Consider the following 17,949-nt stretch of genomic DNA (forward strand, 5'->3'; position numbering starts at 1 on the left):
TCAGTTATATATACCGGAGGCCTTGTTGTCGCGTCAAGCGGTCCCGCCGGGAATGGGCGTCCCTTCGGCCAAGAGGCCCTTGGTCGCGAGCGTCGCCCACAACTCATTCGGAATCTCTGCGTCCCACCAGGCGAGGATTCCGTCCAGCTCCTCAGGCGAACGCGGCCCGGGCAGCACATTGCACACGGCCGGATGGGTCAACGGAAACTGCAGCGCCGCCGCCGGCAGCGGCACGTCGAATTCCCGGCACACCGCCTCAATGGCGCGCACCTTGGCGACGATCTCATCCGGCGCCTTGGCATAGTTGAACTTGTCGCCACCGACCAGAATGCCGGAATTGAACGGCCCGCCAACCACAACCGAGGCCTTGCGCTCGATGCAGGTGGTCATGAATGGCGTCAGCGAGGTCTGCTCCAAGAGCGTATAGCGCCCGGCGAGCAAAAACACGTCCCAGTCGCCCAGCGCGAAGGCGTCCATCAGCACCTGCCACTCGTTGACGCCGAGCCCGATGGCCTTCACCACGCCGCCATCCCGCAGCTCGCGCAGCGCCTTGTAGCCGCCACCGGCCAACTGTGCCCAAAGCGGCTTGTTGCCCTCGACGCCATGCGTGCCGGCGCCGATATCGTGCACATAGAGAATATCGATCTTTTCGAGGCCCAGCCGCTGCCGGCTGTCCTCGAACGAGCGCATCACGCCGTCATAGCTGTAGTCATATTGCTGGTCGAAGGGCAGGGGATCGATCCAGTTACCTTTGTCCTGCCTCGTCGGATCAACCGGCCGGAGCAGGCGTCCTACCTTGGACGAGAGGATAGGCCGCACCGGCGCCTCGCGCAGCGCATCGCCCACCAGGTGTTCAGAGCGTCCAAGCCCATATTGCGGGGCCGTATCGACATAATTGATGCCGACATCGAGCGCATGCCGCACCGTCGCGCGAGCCTGTTCCGCTGGCACCCCGGTAAAAATCCCGGCCAGCGACGCGCATCCCAATCCTAGCGTCGTGACCTCAAGATCGGTCTGGGCAATGCGACGCTTTTCGAAAGTGTGGGTAGTCATGCGCGGGCTCCTCAATTCGCGGCAAACTAACTGACATGTTAGTTGCCGTGAGTAAAGGCACCCGCGCCGAGACCTTAGTAGAGGCCGCTGATCACGACCGGCTTTTCGGCCTCGATGTGGATCGGATTGCGCAGTGGCAGGCCGAACTGGCCCTCTTCGATCTCGAAGGCGTCGCCTTCTTTGGTCGAAATGCCGTCGGCAAAGCTCAGCGTCGCCGTACCGAAGCAATGCACATGCACATCGCCCGGCTGGCAGAAGAGGTCATACTTAAAATGATGATATTCGAGGTTGGCGATGGTGTGGCTCATATTGTCCTCACCCGAGAGGAACGGCTTTTCCCAAAACACCTTGCCATCGCGAAGAATGCGCGACTTGCCTTCAATGTGGTTGGGCAGATCACCGACGCGCAGTTCCGGCCCGAACGAGCACGCGCGCAGCTTTGAATGCGCCAGGTACAAATAATTGATCCTCTCGGTCACGTGATCGGAAAACTCATTGGCCAGCGCAAAGCCCAGGCGGCGAGGCTGCCCATTGGCATCGATCAGGTAAATGCCAGCGATTTCAGGCTCTTCGCCCGCGTCAAGCGCGAATGACGGGGAGGGGATAGCCTGGCCCGGATTGGCGACGATATGGCCATTGCCCTTGTAGAACCACTCGGGCTGCACGCCCTTTTCGCCGTTCTTCGGCTTGCCGTTCTCAAGACCCATGCGGAACATTTTCATGCTGTCGGTCAGTTCGCCCGCCGGCTTTTCGCCATTGGCCTTGTGCATGGCGTCGCGCGTCGCGGCCGAACCGAGATGCGTCAGGCCGGTACCGGTCACATGCAAGTGCGTCGGATCGGGATGATCGATGGGAGACAGCAGTCGGCCCTCGGCCAGCAGCGCCGCTTTGTCGACAGCGCCACCAAGGCCGCGTGCCGCAACTGCAGCCGCGAGCCCGCCGCCGGCAAGCGCTGCCTGCGCAAGCTCATATACGCTCTTGGCGCCCTGCACCTGGCGGGTTTCCCCGTTCTGCGTCACGGCCACGGCGCGCGCGCCATTGGCGTCGAAATACTGGATGAGGTGCATGACTTTCCTTGCCTCCTGGGGCCTTCTCAGCGGCTTGGCGGCATAAAACGCAACCGGCCTCACCCTGTCCAGTCAAAAATCATACTTTTGGGAGTCGCAGTCTTCCTGTGCGTCAGAATCAGCATAAGAGAACGAAGTCGTCAAATAGAATGTTCTCTTTTTGTCCCTTGACAGGGCGAAGACAAAATGAGAACAAAATAAGCACAATGAATGGACATTGATCTCTCGACCCGGCGCGTTGCGTGGCCCTCGAGAGCGTGAAATAAGGAGAGAAATTATGGCTAGCTCGCCGCTTCGCGTTGTTGAGGGTGGATCGATGGATAAGGACAAGGCTCTTGCTGCGGCGCTGAGCCAGATCGAACGAAATTTCGGCAAGGGCTCGATCATGCGCCTTGGCGAAAACGCCGCGATCGAAGTGGAATCGATCTCGACCGGCTCGCTCGGCCTCGACATCGCCCTCGGCATTGGCGGTCTGCCCAAGGGCCGTATCGTCGAAATTTTTGGACCGGAAAGCTCGGGTAAGACGACGCTGGCTCTCCACGTTATCGCCGAAGCGCAGCGCAAGGGCGGCATCTGCGCCTTTGTCGATGCCGAACACGCGCTTGATCCGGTCTATGCCCGCAAGCTCGGTGTCAATGTCGACGACCTTCTCATCTCCCAGCCGGATGCTGGCGAGCAGGCTCTCGAAATCACCGACACGCTGGTCCGCTCCGGCGCCATCGACGTTCTCGTCGTCGACTCGGTTGCTGCGCTCACCCCGCGCGCCGAACTCGAAGGCGAAATGGGCGATGCTCTGCCTGGTCTTCAGGCTCGCTTGATGAGCCAGGCCATGCGCAAGCTGACCTCCTCGATTTCCAAGTCGAAGTGCCTCGTCATCTTCATCAACCAGATCCGCATGAAGATCGGCGTGATGTACGGCTCGCCGGAAACGACGACGGGCGGCAATGCGCTGAAGTTCTATGCCTCGGTCCGTCTCGACATCCGCCGCATCGGAGCGCTCAAGGATCGCGAAGAGATCGTGGGCAACCAGACCCGCGTGAAAGTGGTCAAGAACAAGCTGGCCCCGCCGTTCCGCCAGGTCGAATTCGACATCATGTATGGCGAAGGCATTTCCAAGACCGGCGAATTGCTCGATCTCGGCGTGAAATCCGGCATTGTCGACAAGTCAGGCGCCTGGTTCTCCTGGGATAGCCAGCGCCTCGGCCAAGGCCGCGAAAACGCCCGCCAGTTCCTCAAGGACAATCCCGAGATCGCCGCCACGATCGAACAGGGGGTACGCGAAAGCTCCGGCCTCCTCGGCGAAGTCCTCCTCGTTGCCGGCGGCGACGATGACGGTGCCGGCAGCGACGAATAAGCCTCTCCCGATCCCATGCAGTTTTCGACCCTCGCCAAAAGCGGGGGTCTTTTGTTTTGACGATCTGTGTGCGGCTGGAACTGCCGAGATCTGCCCCGGGTCGTCACCGCTGGGCTTGTCTCGGTGGTCCATGGCGAGGCGAGATGGATTGCCAGGACAAGCCCGGCAATGACGATGGTTGGGGAGAGGGGGCGGCGCGTTGCTCGGGAAAGCTCTGGATGGGCTGTAGGGAATCCTCGGGACTACGGTGGATGCCCGCCACTTTCTCCCACCTCAATATTGCCGCAAAGCTGGACATTTCCGCTGCTGCCACGATAGAAAGCCACGTTTCTATTGGACGCGCGCCGTGTCCGTTCCGCATGAAAGCTAGTTGATGACCAGCGTAAACGATCTCCGTTCGAGCTTTGTCGATTACTTTGCCCGCAATGGCCATGAAGCCGTTGCGTCGAGCCCGCTCGTGCCGCGCAATGATCCGACGCTGATGTTCACCAATGCCGGCATGGTGCAGTTCAAGAACGTCTTTACCGGCGTCGAAAAACGTCCCTATTCGACCGCGACGACAGCCCAGAAGTGCGTCCGCGCCGGCGGCAAGCACAACGATCTTGACAATGTCGGCTTCACCGCGCGCCACCACACCTTCTTTGAAATGCTGGGCAATTTCTCGTTCGGCGACTATTTCAAGCCACAAGCGATCGAGCTGGCCTGGAACCTACTGACCAAGGATTGGGGCCTGCCGCGCGAAAAGCTGATGGTCACCGTCTATCAGGACGACGATGAGGCGCTTGAACTCTGGAAGAAAATTGCAGGCCTCTCCGAAGATCGCATTGTGCGGCTCGGTGCCAAGTCCAACTTCTGGCAGATGGGCGATACAGGTCCCTGCGGTCCGTGCTCGGAAATCTTCTATGACCACGGCGACAAGGTCTGGGGCGGTCCTCCGGGTTCGCCGGATGAAGATGGCGATCGGTGGATCGAAATCTGGAACCTCGTCTTCATGCAGTTCGAACAGCATGCCGATGGTTCGCGCACCGGCTTACCGCGTCCGTCCATCGATACCGGCATGGGTCTCGAACGCGTCGCTGCCGTCATGCAGGGGGTCCACGACAACTATGACATTGACCTCTTCAAGGCGCTGATCTCGGCCGCCGCCAACGCAACTAATGCCGATATCAACGGCCCCGGCAATCGCAGCCTCCGCGTTATCGCCGATCACCTGCGTTCGATGAGCTTCCTCATCGCCGAAGGCGTGCTGCCGTCCAACGAAGGCCGCGGCTACGTGCTCCGCCGCATCATGCGCCGTGCCATGCGCCACGCGACCCTGCTCGGTGCCAGCGAGCCGACGATCTACAAGCTGGTGCCGACCCTCGTGCGGGAAATGGGCCAGGCCTATCCTGAACTGAGCCGTGGCGAAGCCATGATCGCCGAAACCGTTCGCCTCGAAGAAGGTCGGTTCCTCAAGACGCTCGGCCGTGGCCTCCAGATCCTCGAAGCTGAAACCGCAGGCCTCGGCGAAGGCGACGTGCTCAATGGCGCCGCTGCTTTCAAGCTCTATGACACCTACGGCTTCCCGCTCGATCTGACGCAGGATGCCCTGCGTAACCGCAACATCACTGTCGACCAGGCCGGCTTCGACGCCGCCATGGCCCAGCAGAAGGCCGAAGCCCGCAAGAACTGGGCTGGTTCGGGTGAAGCTGCCACCGACACGGTGTGGTATGGCCTTGCTGATAAACTCGGCCCGACCGAATTCCTCGGTTACGAAACCGAGACCGCTGAAGGCGAGATCAAGGCTCTGCTTATCGATGGCGCTGAAGTCGGCTCGATTCATGCCGGCCAGGAAGGCGTCGTCGTCGTCAACCAGACCCCGTTCTATGGCGAAAGCGGCGGCCAGGTCGGCGACTCCGGCCACATCAAGGGCGAAGGCTTTGCCGCCGATGTTCTAGACACCGGCAAGCACCATGGCGTTTTCAGCCATAAGGTGAAGGTCACAGAAGGTACGCTTAGGGTTGGTCAGGCTGTCGAACTCATCGTCGACCACGAGCGCCGCTCCTCGATCCGCTCGAACCACTCGGCAACCCACCTGTTGCACGAAGCGCTGCGCCTCGTGCTCGGCGACCACGTCGCCCAGAAGGGCTCGATGGTGTCGTCTGATCGCCTGCGCTTCGACTTTGTGCATACCAAGCCGATGACCCCGCAGGAAATCGCCGAAGTCGAAGACATCGCCAACGAGATCATCCTGCAGAACACTTCCGTCGAGACCCGCCTGATGGGTGTCGAGGAAGCCAAGGAATCAGGCGCCCGCGCGCTGTTCGGCGAAAAGTACGGCGATGAAGTCCGCGTCGTTTCCATGGGCTTGCCCACCGGCAATGGCCTCGGCTGGTCCGTCGAACTCTGCGGCGGCACCCATGTGCGTCGCACTGGCGATATCGGCCTTGTCTCCATCGTCACCGAAACCGCCTCCGCTGCCGGCGTCCGCCGCATCGAAGCCCTGACAGGTAAGGCCGCACGTCATCGCGGCAATACCAACGTCAACATCGTTTCCTCGGCTGCGGGCCTCCTGCGCTCTGGCACTCATGAAGTGCTCGACCGTATCGAAGCGCTGCAGAACCAGCTCAAGAGCGCCGAAAAGGCCCTCAGCGACGCCCGACAGAAGCTCGCCCTCGGCGGCAGCGGGGAAGGCGGCAATGCCACCGAAACCGTCAACGGTGTCACTTTCGTCGGCCGCGTCGTCGAAGGTGTCGCTGCCAAGGACATCAAGACCGTCGTCGATGCCGAAAAGAAGCGCATCGGTTCGGGCGTCGTCGTCATCGTTCTGAAGGGCGAAGACGGCAAGGGCACCGTGGCCATCGGCGTCACCGACGATCTCACCGGCAAATATGCCGCCGGCACGCTGATCAAGTCGGCGACCGCCGCGCTTGGCGGTCAGGGCGGCGGCGGCCGTCCCGATATGGCCCAGGGTGGCGGGCCGGATGCCAGCAAGGCCGACGATGCTGTCGCGGCGATCCGCGCGCTGATCTAGTCGGCCAAAATCCATGTTCGGATAGTGCAAGCCGCGGCCCCGCCGCGGCTTTCGCTTTTTGGGCTTAGCGTTATGCTCGATGCTAACAGTCTGCTAGCACGGACGCGACGCTACTCGCCGATACGGAAGAAGAAGACACGCGGCTTCCAGCGGATCGGCCGTTTCTCGCTGAGCACGTTCATGAGCCCCGCACCGACCACGACCAGCATGCCGACAATGGCCACCCAATCGGGATATTCGCCAAAGAACAGGGCGCCGAACAGGATCGCCCAGATCAACTGGCTATATTGCACCGGCGCGATGAGATTGGCCGGTGTCTGCTTGCTCGCCTGGATCAGCAACAGGCCACCGACGCCGCCCAGAAGCCCGATGCTGAGCAGCACGACCAATTGTTCCAGCGAGGGGATGACGAAGGTCGGGATCATCAGTATCGCATTGAAAATGCCCGAATAAAGCACCTGCAAGCCGACGAGGCTTACCCTGCGCTCCTTCTGCGCCACATGGCGGAGCACGGTCGTCGTGACCGCGCCGAGGCAGGCGGCGACCATCATCACATAGTGCCCAAGCTCCAGCTCGCGCAGGCCGGGCCGGATCACCAGCACCACGCCCAAAAAGCTGATGAACAGCAACACCCAGCGATGCACGGCCACGAATTCGCGCAGGAGCAGCACAGAGAGCAGCGTCACGAACAAAGGCGTCGTAAAACCAATGGCATAGACGTCGGCAAAGGGAATGTGGGTGAAGGCGAACATCACGCAGGCGGTGCCGGTGATTGCCGTCGCGCAGCGCAGATGTACCAGATAGGGATGATGCAACTTGTAGATGTCGCGCCAGCGCTCGCCGCGCTTGGTCAACATCGCCGGAATGATCGAAAAGCTCGTGGTGAAGAAGGCGATCTCGAAGACCGACATGGCCGGACCAGTCGCCTTGATGAGAGCATCGGCTACGGAAAAGCTGGCATAGGCCAAAAAGGCCAGAATGACGCCGACGGGCATCGCGGTACCACGAAAGTCAGAAAGGGAGGATTCGGGCGGGAATGGCGCTAACATACAAGCCATTTCCCCCGCCGTCATGACAAAAGCTGCGCTAATCGACCCAGATGCCGCGCCCCAGCGCCGGGCCGATCACTTCGATGCGGTTGGTCCACACGTAGCCGGAGAAATCCCCGGGTACCTGTTCCAGTGTTACGATGTCATCGATGCCGGCCGTGCCGGGATCGCCGGCGCCATAAGGCCCGAGCAGGATGACTTCGCTGCCGGCATCCCCAAGCCGGGTGAGAAGGAGATTTGGCCAGCCCCAGAGGAAGGGGGCGACATTGATGGGAATCATCACCTGTGTGTTTCTGCACGCTTCCGGCATCACGCCGACCCAGCCGAGAAGTTCGTATTGTACCAGGCAATCGACGAGGCCGCGCCGCGACCAGACGTGGAGGCCGTTGATCAGCGCGGCGGCGCGATAGGTGGGCTCGTCGCCGCCATAGGCGCCCCAGACGGCGCTGCGCCATTCGGGATTGTCCGTAAGTAAATCTGCGAGCATGTCGCCTTCGCGCGCCTCGCGGCTTTTGAAGTTGATGAGGAATTCCTTGCGTGGAAAAGCCGAAAAAACCTCTTTTAATTCAGGCATTTGGCCTGTCGCTTTGCCGCGAAATGGATAGGTGGCGCCACTGTCAGCGGTATAGCCATAGCCGATGTCGAGCGCCTTGAGTTCGGCCATGCTGTGGCTGCGGGTTTCGCCTGATCCTTCGGTGCGGCAATCGACCGTCCAGTCATGCATTACAGCGAACTGGCCGTCGGTTGTGGGGTGCACGTCGAGTTCGACGACATCGGCTCCGGCGGTGAAGGCCGATTCCATGGAAGCTATTGTATTTTCGAGGTAATCGTGGCGTGGCGGGTCGATAAGCTCGGCGGTACAGGTGTCATTTTCCAAGCCCAAGCGCTCGAAAGTCTGGTGCACGCCGCGATGGGCAATGAGCCGCAGGCCGTCCCCCTCCGGCATCGGCACGCGCCAACTGGCGTTGAACACATAGACCCCGGCGATCAGCACCACCGGCAGCAGCAGCCACCTTCTCTTCACGAATCTGTCTCCCCCAAGATGCGGGATGCACGACACGGGCAAACTCTGGCAGGATTGCGTCCGAAGCTGCCGCCTGCGGCCATGAACGTCGCGTTCATTCCTGCTTCAGGCGCGAAGAGGCTAGCTAGGTTCGCGCGGCCCGAGGGCTGCAGTGTTGGAGGGCTATCACTATGCAGTTCTGGAAGAAATTTGCCTTGGGGGCGGTCGCGGCCGTCGGCCTCGCCATGCCGGCCGCGGCGGCGGAGCGCGCCGTCATTGTGCTCGATGGGTCAGGCTCGATGTGGGCGCAGATCGACGGCAAGGCGCGCATTACCATTGCGCGCGAAACCCTGTCCTCGGTTCTGGCCGATTTGCCGGAGGATCTCGAACTCGGTTTCATGACCTATGGCCACCGGGAAAAAGGCAATTGCGGCGATATCGAAATGCTGGTCGAGCCGGCGGCCGGCACTGGTCCTGCCATTGCCGCAGCTGCCGACGGCATCAATCCCAAGGGCATGACGCCGATTTCCGACGCAGTGCGTCTTGCGGCGGAAGACCTGCGGTTTACCGAGGAAAAGGCGACCGTGATCCTGATCACCGATGGCCTTGAAACCTGCGAGGTCGATCCGTGCCAATTGGCGACCGAGCTCGAAGGGCAGGGGATCGACTTCACCACCCACGTCCTTGGCTTTGGCCTTTCGGATGAAGAGGGCCAGCAGGTCGCGTGCCTCGCTGAAAATACCGGCGGGCAGTATCTCTCGGCTGCCGATGGCGCAGGCCTTGTCGATGCGCTGACAAAGACCGTGGCACAGGTGGTGCAGGCGGAGCCGGTGCCGGAGCCGGCACCGGAACCTGAGCCGACACCGGTGCTAGAGCACAATTTCGCGCCGACGGCTTCGCTCTCCGAAGGCGGTCCGGATATCGGTGATGGCGGCCCGCTTAACCTGACTTGGCAGTGGTTCAAGGTGAATGCCGATGGCAGCAAGGGCGAATGGGTCGGTACGGACTATTATGCCCGCTTCAAAGGCACGCTCGAACCAGGCGACTACATCGTAACGGCCGAATACGATTATGCGATTGCCGAGCAGCCGGTGACCATCGTCGCTGATAAGGTCACCGAGACCCACTTCGTCCTCAACGCAGCTATCTTCAAGCTGCATCCGCGTTCGAGCGAAGGCGCCGACATCAATTCGGAGGCTTCGATCGAAATCCGTCACGACGGGGAATATGTCACCACCCAGTATGGCGACAAGATTCTGGTTCTACCGGCCGGCAACCTCGAATTCGACGTCAAGATCGGGGAGGCCATGGTGACCAAGGCTTATGCGGCCAAGGCGGGCGAAACCATCGAGGAAGATGTTATCGTCGGTACCGGTCTTGCCTTCTTCAAGACGGAGTATGCTCCGGGCGTGAAGGTCGAGGACGATATCTTCATGGAAATCTTCGAGGCCAAGGTCGCGCTCGATGGTACCCGCAAGTCGATCGCCTATGGCTATAACGGCGAGCAGGATTTCGAGCTGCCGCCGGGCGACTATGTGATGGACTACAAGCTCGACGGCACGAACGGACAGATCCCGTTCAGCGTGACCACGGGCGAACGCACCGACATCGCGGTCTTGCTCGATGCCGGCGTGCTCGCCGTCAACACGCCGACGGATGACTATGTCGAAATCCGCAGCCCGACTAAGGACATCGCGGGCAACGTCAAATCGTTCGATTATGGGTACGGCCCGAATGTGCAGACTACGCTGAAGGCTGGCGACTACATCGTCTTCACCTCTAAGGGCGAGACGGAGAGCGAAACGCCGGTGACCATCAAGGCAGGTGAACGCTTCGAGCTGACCATCGAAGCCGCAGCCGAGGGCGGCAAGAAGAAGTAAGCCATTCGCACGACAAACAAAAAGGCCGGGTCGCAAGACCCGGCCTTCATCATTCGAGAAGCGATTTGGCTTACGCCATGGCCTTCTGCAGGTTCTGGTCGATGGCGTCGAGGAAGCCCAGGGTCGACAGCCACGGCTGATCCGGACCGACGAGCAGGGAAAGATCCTTGGTCATCTTGCCTTCTTCGATCGTATCGACGGTGACCTTTTCGAGCGTTGCGGCGAACTTGGCCAGTTCGGCATTGTCGTCGAGCTTGGCGCGGTGTGCGAGGCCACGGGTCCAGGCGAAGATCGAGGCGGTCGAGTTCGTCGAGGTTTCCTTGCCCTGCTGGTGCTGGCGGTAGTGACGGGTCACGGTGCCGTGGGCTGCTTCGGCTTCGACAATCTTGCCATCGGGCGTTGCCAGAACCGAGGTCATGAGGCCAAGCGAGCCAAAGCCCTGAGCCACGATGTCGGACTGCACGTCGCCGTCATAGTTCTTGCAAGCCCAGACATAGCCGCCGGACCATTTCAGGGCCGAGGCCACCATGTCGTCGATCAGGCGGTGTTCGTACCAAATCTTCTTGGCTTCGAACTGCTCCTTGAATTCCTTCTCGTAGATCTCCTGGAAGATATCCTTGAAGCGGCCGTCATAGGCCTTGAGAATGGTGTTCTTGGTCGAGAGATACACCGGCACGCCGCGGGCGAGGCCATAGTTGAAGCTCGAATAGGCGAAATCGCGGATCGAGTCGTCGAGGTTGTACATGGCCATGGCAACACCGGCGCCCGGGGCCTGGAACACTTCGTGCTCGATGACCGTGCCGTCTTCGCCGGCAAACTTGATGGTCAGCTTGCCCTTGCCGGGGAAGGTAAAATCGGTCGCGCGGTACTGGTCACCAAAAGCGTGGCGGCCGACGATGATCGGCTGGGTCCAGCCGGGAACGAGCCGCGGCACGTTCTTGCAGATGATAGGTTCGCGGAAGATCACGCCGCCGAGAATGTTGCGGATGGTGCCGTTGGGCGACTTCCACATCTTCTTGAGGCCGAATTCTTCGACGCGCTGCTCATCGGGCGTGATGGTGGCGCACTTGATGCCGACGCCGTATTCGCGAATGGCATTGGCCGAATCCACGGTCACCTGGTCATTGGTGGCGTCGCGGTTCTGGATCGACAGGTCGTAATACTTGATGTCGAGATCGAGGTAGGGATGGATCAGCTTGTCCTTGATCGCCTGCCAGATGATGCGGGTCATTTCATCGCCGTCGAGGTCCACCACCGGGTTGGCGACTTTGATCTTGCTCATCGGATAACTCCCTAAAATTCCTTCGTCTGGCCCCTCGGCCGGTTTCGGCTGCCCCTATAGCATCACCCACGAAAAGCGCAAAGACGGGTCGGGCAAGGGGGCATGCCCGCTCGGTGCCTCTATTTTTGCGGGAGAGTCTGGACGAAATGCAGGCAGCGCTGCAGCCATTCGCGGAGGTCATCGTCGTCCTCGAGCGCATCGCCCGCTACCACCACGAAACCGCCCATGCTGCGCCCTCCCATATCCATGATACCGGCGCCGGGCAGGGCGAGTGCCTCTTCCATGCCGTCCTTGCCGACGCGGGCCAGCATGCTGCCATCCCTAAGGGGCGCCACCAGCATATTGCCCTGATACATGAAGGCGATACCGCCAAACATTTTCTTCTCCAGGCAATGCACGCGGGCCGGCAACACCGCCCGGATGCGTTCCGCCAGATCGTCCGTCGCCATGCTCATGCTTGTCCGTCCTGTCGATAGGTCTCGTGCCAGGGCAGGTGGTCGGCCACCAGGTCCCAGTGCTGGTAGCTGCGCGAAAAGATCAATTGATTGGGTTTGAACCAGGCATTGTCGCCGGCAAAAACGCCCACGGGCACGATGCGCAGGGCAGGTGCCCGCGAGCTCTGCGCAAAGACTGTGGTGCCGCATTCGGGGCAGAAATGGCGCGTGAAGGTCGCGCCCGACTCGGCCGGCCGGGAAAAGGCCTTGGTCGCGCCGACAATCCGCAGCGATTCCGCATGAAACAGGACGACCGACGAGTGGCCGGCGCCCGTGGCGCGCTGGCAGTTCTCGCAGGAGCAGTGGAACATGGATACGACGCGACCATGCACGTGGAGTACGATGGCTCCGCAGTCGCAGCGGCCGCTCTGATTGAGTTCGTTCTTGGCTTGGCTGGTCATTTGTGGAGGCTCGCATGGGACCTCGAGCGCCGCAAGTCTTGCCAGAAGGCCCCTTGTCGAGGAAACTCCCGCGCCAAAACGGGGAGCCTCATGGGATTTTATCCCGATCTGCCGATCACTACCAAACGCCTGACGCTTCGCCCGTTTACCCGCGGCGATGTCGATGCCGTCTTGGACTATCGCGGCCGCGAGGATGTGGCGCTTTATCTCTTCGATGCGCCCCTCAGCCGCGAAGAATGCGCGCTGGCCGTTCAACAACGCATCCTCCAGACCAGTTGGTCCGAGGAGGGCGACAAAATCGTCCTCGCAGTCGTCTTGAGTGAGTCTGATACCCTGATCGGCGAATTGTCGTTGATCTGGCGCTCCGAGGACGCCAGGCAGGGCGAAATCGGCTGGATTTTTCATCCGGATCATCACGGACGGGGTTATGCGACGGAAGCCGCCGGCGCGCTCTTTGACCTAGGCTTTCAAGAGGCTGATCTGCATCGCATTTTTGCCCGTTGCGACGCCCGGAACGGCTCCTCGTGGCGGTTGATGGAGCGGTTGGGCATGCGGCGCGAGGCACATTTTCGCGAGCATGCGCTGTTCAAGGGTGGATGGGACGAGGAATTCGTCTATGCTGTGCTTAGTCGCGAATGGCGTAACGGCGGTTGAGCCACAGTCGATTTGTCGCGTTTTCCCTAGGTCAGTAGCGCCCGAGTCAGCCGATTGGCAGACCCGCGAAAGTCCTTGTTCCATCGCTTTTGAAGCGTAAATTTCATCAATGATGGCAGGAACTTCCGACCCGGCGTACCGTTGTCTGCGTAGAGCGTTCAATCAGCTTTACCGAGGGGCATTGGCCACCATGACCGGACTCGAATTTCCACTAGCTACCGAACGTCTGCAATTGCGGCATTTTGAACGCGCCGATGTCGCGCTTGTCGGGCGCTATCATATGCTGCCCGCGGTGCAGCGCTATCTCGTGCGGCCCACGCGCTATCAGGAAGATGTCGCCGCCGCCGTCGAAATCATGCGCGGCCAGGTCTGCCTGCAGCGTCCTGGCGATACGCTGACGCTTGCCATGCAGCGCAAGGGCGACAAGGCGGTGCTTGGTCACGTTTCCCTGCATTGGTCCGACGCCACGGCCGGGCAGGGCGAACTGCTGTTCGCCATCGACCCTGCCCATGCCGGCAATGGCTTTCTCACCGAGGCACTGACGGCGATGCTCGATCTCGCCTTCGGGCATTATCGTATTCACCGCGTTTTCGTGCGGTGCGACGGGCGCAATCACCACTCGGCCAAGCTGATGCAGAAGCTTGGCATGCGGCTCGAGGCGCATTATCGCGAACATGCCCTGTTCCAGGGCGAATGGGATGAGGAATTGCATTTCGCCATCTTGGATCGCGAATGGCAGGCTTCGTCCAAGGTGCACCCGCTGCCGCTGCGCGAACGGGTCGCCTGAGCTCACGCGCGCGTTATAATTATCGTGTTCTGACTTTCCCGCTATAGGGAGAAATCGCATGGCTGGCCTGCATTTGTGCTGCAGGCCAGCCATTTGGTTGATCTATTGGCGCTGTGGCGCATTTTCGCAGGTGCCTGGTTCGAGGGGGCCGGGAACAGGCGGAGCGCCTCAGGTTAAGCGCGTCAATGGGCCCCTCATGCTCTCTCTACCGACTACGCCCTCCATGGGCACTTCTTCCCAGACCACGCTCACCAATCGTGTGTGGCTGGTCGTTCTCGTTGCTATAGTCATCTGCGCCGCTGCGCTTGCCGGCATCTATTCGCGTCCCATGGGTTTTTTGGCCACATTCTGGCCCGCCAATTCCATTCTGGCAGGGCTGCTTGTCCGCGCGCGGCAATCGAACCGGCTTCTGGTTCTGGCCGGAGCGCTGATCGGCTATGAGGCGACCGGTTTCATCGCGGGGGACCCGTTCTGGCTGGGGCTGCAAATGACCGCAGCCAATATGATCGGCGCCGTGACCTTTGCTTTCGTCTTCTGTTCGCTGGAGACCAGGGATCGCGACCTGACGCGCGTGCGTGCGGTGCTCTCGTTTATCGGGAGTGCGATCATCGCTGCGGTCGTCGCCGGCGTGGCGGGCGGGCCCGCATGGGCCAGCATGGGCGACGGCAATTATTTCGACGGCTGGCGCACCTGGTTTTCGTCGGAATTGATGAACTATCTCGTGCTGCTGCCGGGTATCCTCGCTTTGCCCTGGCCTCTGCCGCGCCCGCGATTTACCAGTTGGAACGCGCTTCTGCGCCATCCGGTGGTGCCACCGACCATTGCGCTGCTGGCGAGCGTCGGGTTTGGGATTTTGGTCGCCAATCCCGTCGCCATCGTGTTCCCGGTGGCAGCCCTGATTTGGTGCGCTCTTGTCGTGCCATTGCCGCTCACCTGCCTCCTGGTGCTCCTCTATTCCGGCGCAACGATGTTTGCGGTCAAGCTCGGGGGCTATGGGCTCGGCGCGACCGGACTGAGCGAAGAATTGATCGCGGTGGTTCACCTCGGCGTCGCCATGATCGCCCTGGGGCCGGTGCTGGTTGCCAGCGCCACTGCTGACCGCCGCCGGCAATTTGCCGAAGTTGAGCGCGCCGCGACCTATGACAGCCTGACCGATGCCCTCAATCGCGGCGCTTTTCTCAGCCGGGCCGAAAATGTGCTTGCCGGGCTGAGGGATGCGCGGCAGCCGGTTTCCGTCATTCTGTTCGACGTCGATCACTTCAAGCAGGTGAATGACGCCTTTGGGCATGCTGCCGGCGATCTCGCGCTGATTTCGCTTTCGGCGGTGGTGCGCGCGTCGATCCGCAACGGCGATATGTTCGGCCGGCTCGGTGGCGAGGAGTTTGCTCTGCTGCTGCCCGGCGCCGGGGCGCCAGAGGCGCTGGCGGTGGCCAACAGGCTGCGCCGTCAGGTGGAGCGCCTGCGGACGGCATTGCCCAGCGGTGACGTGCTCGAAATGACAATTAGTGTCGGTGTGGCTACGTCACCCACGGCCCAGACAGCCATGTCCGAAATGCTTTCGTTCGCAGATCAGACCATGTATGAGGCCAAACATGCGGGCCGCAATCGGGTGGAATTTGTCGAGATGCCCGCCTGACGCAAGAAGAGACGAGCACATGGCCGGTACGGATCGATCGCTGGAACCTACTCTCGGGGCATGCCCTGCGATCATTCTGTGCGAGCCGCAGCTCGGCGAAAATATCGGCACGACGGCGCGCGCCATGGCCAATTTCGGTCTCTGGGATTTGCGTCTCGTGCGTCCGCGCGATGGCTGGCCCAATGAGAAGGCCGTTGCCGCCGCCTCGCGCGCCGATCACGTCCTCGAACGCGTCCGTGTCTTCGAAACCCTCGAAGAGGCCATTGCCGATCTCAAGCTCGTCTATGCGACGACCGCCCGTTCGCGCGATATGCAGAAGGAAGTGCTTGGCCCCGAGGAAGCCTCCATCAAGATGGCCCAGCACATTGCCGCAGGGCAGGGCGCTGGCCTCCTGTTCGGACGCGAGCGCTGGGGCCTGCTCAATGACGAAGTCGCCATGTCCGACGCCATCGTCACCCTGCCGGTCGAGCCGGCCTTTGCCTCGCTCAATATCGCCCAGGCCGTGCTCCTGATGTCCTATGAATGGCGGCGGCATGGCGGGGCGGGCACGGCCTTGCCCTTCAGCGAAGGCCTCGACGATGCCGCGCCGCGCGAGGAACTCACCGGACTCTTCGAGCACCTCGAAGGCGTGCTGGATCAAACCGGCTTCTTCACCACTCCCGACAAGCGCCCAAGCATGGTCAACAACCTGCGGACGGCCCTGACGCGCGGCCGCTTTACCAGCCAGGAAATCCGGACGCTGCGCGGGGTCATCTCGTCGATCGACCGGCGCCACCAGCGGCCGAATCCCAATCGGCAGAAGCCCGCAACGGACAAACCTGCAACAGAATAAGCCAGGCGAACCGTTCGGCGCGATTCCGCCTTTGACCTTGCGGCGGCAAAGTGTCATGCCGGGGCATCATGAGCACGCCCCAGCCCACAGAGCCGTCAAAGCTCGCCTTCACTTATATCGGCTTCCGCTTTTTCTGGCTCACCACGCTGCTAGTGAGCTTTGCCGTGCAGATCATGTCGGTGTCCATCGCCTGGCAGATCTATGACGTCACCGGCAATGCCTTCCTCCTCGGACTGGTAGGGCTCTGCCTGTTCCTGCCGGCGCTGTTGCTCATTCTCGTGACTGGTCTGACCGCGGACCGCTTCAATCGCCGCGGCATCATGGCGATCTGCCTCGGTGTGGAACTCATCTGCGCGCTGGCCTTCCTGACCCTGGTCAATGTGGAAGCGCACGAGGTCTGGCCGATCTTCGTCGTGCTGATCTTCCTCGGTACCGCCCGCGCTTTCTGGGGACCGGCCGCGCAATCCCTGGCGCCTAATCTGGTGCCGCCCGAGGCCCTGTCCAATGCCATCACCGTCAATGCCTCGGCCTGGCAGGTTGCCTCGATCACCGGTCCGGCTGCGGGCGGCCTGCTTTACGGCATCTCGCCGACCTTTGCCTTTGGCACCGGGGCGGTCCTGCTACTCTGCGCCGTCGTCACGGTGCTGCTGATCCCCAAGCCCATGCAGCGCGAGTCGCACCAGGCCAAGAGCCTTGAAACCATTTTCGGCGGCTTCCGCTATATCTTCTCGAACAAGGTCGTTCTCGGCGCCATTTCGCTCGACATGTTCGCCGTGTTGATGGGCGGTGCGGTGGCTCTGCTGCCTGTCTATACCAAGGATATCCTGCATGCCGGCCCGCTGGAGCTCGGGCTTTTGCGAGCGGCACCGGGCATCGGCGCAATCCTCATGGCGCTCTATCTGACGCGCTTCCCCGTGCGCGATCACGCGGGCAAAATTCTGTTCCTGTTCGTCGGCCTTTTCGGCGCCTTCACCGTTGTCTTCGGTCTCTCGACCACGGTCTGGCTCTCCATTCCCGCTCTGGCGCTGGTTGGCGCCTCGGATATGGTCAGCGTCACTATTCGCGAAACCATCATGCAGCTCTGGACGCCCGAAGAGGTGCGTGGGCGCGTCAACGCCGTCAATTCGGTGTTCATCGGCGCTTCCAACGAACTGGGCGAATTCCGCGCCGGCACGGTCGCCCATCTCCTCGGGCCTGTGCCTGCAGTCGTCATCGGCGGCTTCGGCGCCATGGCCGTGGCGGTCATCTGGAGCCGCATCTTCCCGCAGTTGCGCGAGCAACGGCATATCGACAAGCGAATGGCCTAGTTTTTCTCTGCGTCATTCCCGCGAAAGCGGGAATCTCGTCCCGCGGACCAAGTTGGGATTCCCGCTTTCGCGGGAATGACGCTGCGAGAGTAAAAACCCCCGGAATGCTTGACACATTGGGCTGTCCCAACTATCAA

At 61.4% G+C, this 17,949-nt stretch carries 15 protein-coding genes; 8 read left to right on the top strand and 7 right to left on the bottom strand.

Going from position 1 to position 17,949, the window contains the following annotated elements; all coding sequences use genetic code 11:
• Positions 1-33: 33 nt before the first annotated feature.
• Together J7557_RS03235 and araD1 are read right to left on the bottom strand one after the other, a co-directional pair.
• A complete protein-coding gene (locus J7557_RS03235; protein ID WP_291417274.1) occupies positions 34-1,053 on the bottom strand; it encodes an aldo/keto reductase in 1,020 nt (339 codons plus the stop codon).
• Between the two features lie 74 nt (positions 1,054-1,127).
• The gene (gene araD1 / locus J7557_RS03240; protein WP_291417276.1) at positions 1,128-2,120 is read right to left on the bottom strand and encodes an AraD1 family protein; all 993 of its coding nucleotides are present in this window, start codon (positions 2,118-2,120) and stop codon (positions 1,128-1,130) included.
• Between the two features lie 277 nt (positions 2,121-2,397).
• On the opposite strand from araD1, the gene recA reads away from it, so the two are divergent.
• Positions 2,398-3,474: a recombinase RecA gene (recA, locus tag J7557_RS03245; RefSeq protein ID WP_291417278.1), complete on the top strand. Its 1,077-nt coding sequence runs from the start codon at positions 2,398-2,400 to the stop codon at positions 3,472-3,474.
• A gap of 373 nt (positions 3,475-3,847) precedes the next feature.
• Complete coding sequence (gene alaS, locus J7557_RS03250) at positions 3,848-6,487, top strand: alanine--tRNA ligase (protein WP_291417280.1); 2,640 nt, start codon at positions 3,848-3,850, stop codon at positions 6,485-6,487.
• Between the two features lie 110 nt (positions 6,488-6,597).
• Here alaS and J7557_RS03255 read toward each other — a convergent pair whose 3' ends face one another.
• Both J7557_RS03255 and J7557_RS03260 read right to left on the bottom strand, forming a co-directional pair.
• Entirely contained in the window at positions 6,598-7,482 is an 885-nt protein-coding gene (locus J7557_RS03255; RefSeq protein ID WP_291417282.1) for a DMT family transporter, read from the bottom strand.
• A gap of 91 nt (positions 7,483-7,573) precedes the next feature.
• Positions 7,574-8,560 carry a glycerophosphodiester phosphodiesterase family protein gene (locus J7557_RS03260; protein ID WP_291417284.1) on the bottom strand — a complete coding sequence of 329 codons (987 nt, stop codon included), beginning with the start codon at positions 8,558-8,560 and terminating at the stop codon, positions 7,574-7,576.
• Positions 8,561-8,730: 170 nt separating this feature from the next.
• Between J7557_RS03260 and J7557_RS03265 the strand changes: the two genes are divergently transcribed.
• Positions 8,731-10,419: a VWA domain-containing protein gene (locus tag J7557_RS03265; RefSeq protein WP_291417286.1), complete on the top strand. Its 1,689-nt coding sequence runs from the start codon at positions 8,731-8,733 to the stop codon at positions 10,417-10,419.
• Positions 10,420-10,489: 70 nt separating this feature from the next.
• On the opposite strand, the gene J7557_RS03270 is transcribed toward J7557_RS03265, so the two are convergent.
• The 3 genes from J7557_RS03270 to J7557_RS03280 all read right to left on the bottom strand — a co-directional run bounded on the left by J7557_RS03270 (position 10,490) and on the right by J7557_RS03280 (position 12,596).
• Positions 10,490-11,701 (bottom strand): NADP-dependent isocitrate dehydrogenase, encoded by a 1,212-nt coding sequence (locus J7557_RS03270; RefSeq protein ID WP_035083395.1) that lies wholly within the window; start codon positions 11,699-11,701, stop codon positions 10,490-10,492.
• A 119-nt stretch (positions 11,702-11,820) separates the two neighbouring features.
• Positions 11,821-12,156 (bottom strand): TfoX/Sxy family protein, encoded by a 336-nt coding sequence (locus tag J7557_RS03275; RefSeq protein WP_291417289.1) that lies wholly within the window; start codon positions 12,154-12,156, stop codon positions 11,821-11,823.
• Complete coding sequence (locus J7557_RS03280) at positions 12,153-12,596, bottom strand: GFA family protein (protein WP_291417291.1); 444 nt, start codon at positions 12,594-12,596, stop codon at positions 12,153-12,155. Before J7557_RS03280 ends, J7557_RS03275 begins: the two co-directional genes overlap by 4 nt.
• Positions 12,597-12,686: 90 nt before the next feature.
• On the opposite strand from J7557_RS03280, the gene J7557_RS03285 reads away from it, so the two are divergent.
• The 5 genes from J7557_RS03285 (at position 12,687) to J7557_RS03305 (ending at position 17,812) form a co-directional block, all read left to right on the top strand.
• Positions 12,687-13,250, top strand: a complete 564-nt coding sequence (locus J7557_RS03285) for a GNAT family protein (protein WP_291417293.1) — start codon at positions 12,687-12,689, stop codon at positions 13,248-13,250.
• Between the two features lie 190 nt (positions 13,251-13,440).
• A complete protein-coding gene (locus tag J7557_RS03290) occupies positions 13,441-14,037 on the top strand; it encodes a GNAT family protein (RefSeq protein WP_291417295.1) in 597 nt (198 codons plus the stop codon).
• 223 nt (positions 14,038-14,260) lie between these two features.
• A complete protein-coding gene (locus tag J7557_RS03295) occupies positions 14,261-15,673 on the top strand; it encodes a sensor domain-containing diguanylate cyclase (RefSeq protein WP_291417297.1) in 1,413 nt (470 codons plus the stop codon).
• Between the two features lie 19 nt (positions 15,674-15,692).
• Positions 15,693-16,505 carry an RNA methyltransferase gene (locus J7557_RS03300; RefSeq protein WP_035083387.1) on the top strand — a complete coding sequence of 271 codons (813 nt, stop codon included), beginning with the start codon at positions 15,693-15,695 and terminating at the stop codon, positions 16,503-16,505.
• Positions 16,506-16,573: 68 nt separating this feature from the next.
• Positions 16,574-17,812, top strand: a complete 1,239-nt coding sequence (locus J7557_RS03305) for an MFS transporter (RefSeq protein ID WP_291417300.1) — start codon at positions 16,574-16,576, stop codon at positions 17,810-17,812.
• Positions 17,813-17,949: the final 137 nt, after the last annotated feature.

Origin of the sequence: Devosia sp., from assembly GCF_017744655.1 — a bacterium.
Lineage (GTDB): Bacteria > Pseudomonadota > Alphaproteobacteria > Rhizobiales > Devosiaceae > Devosia.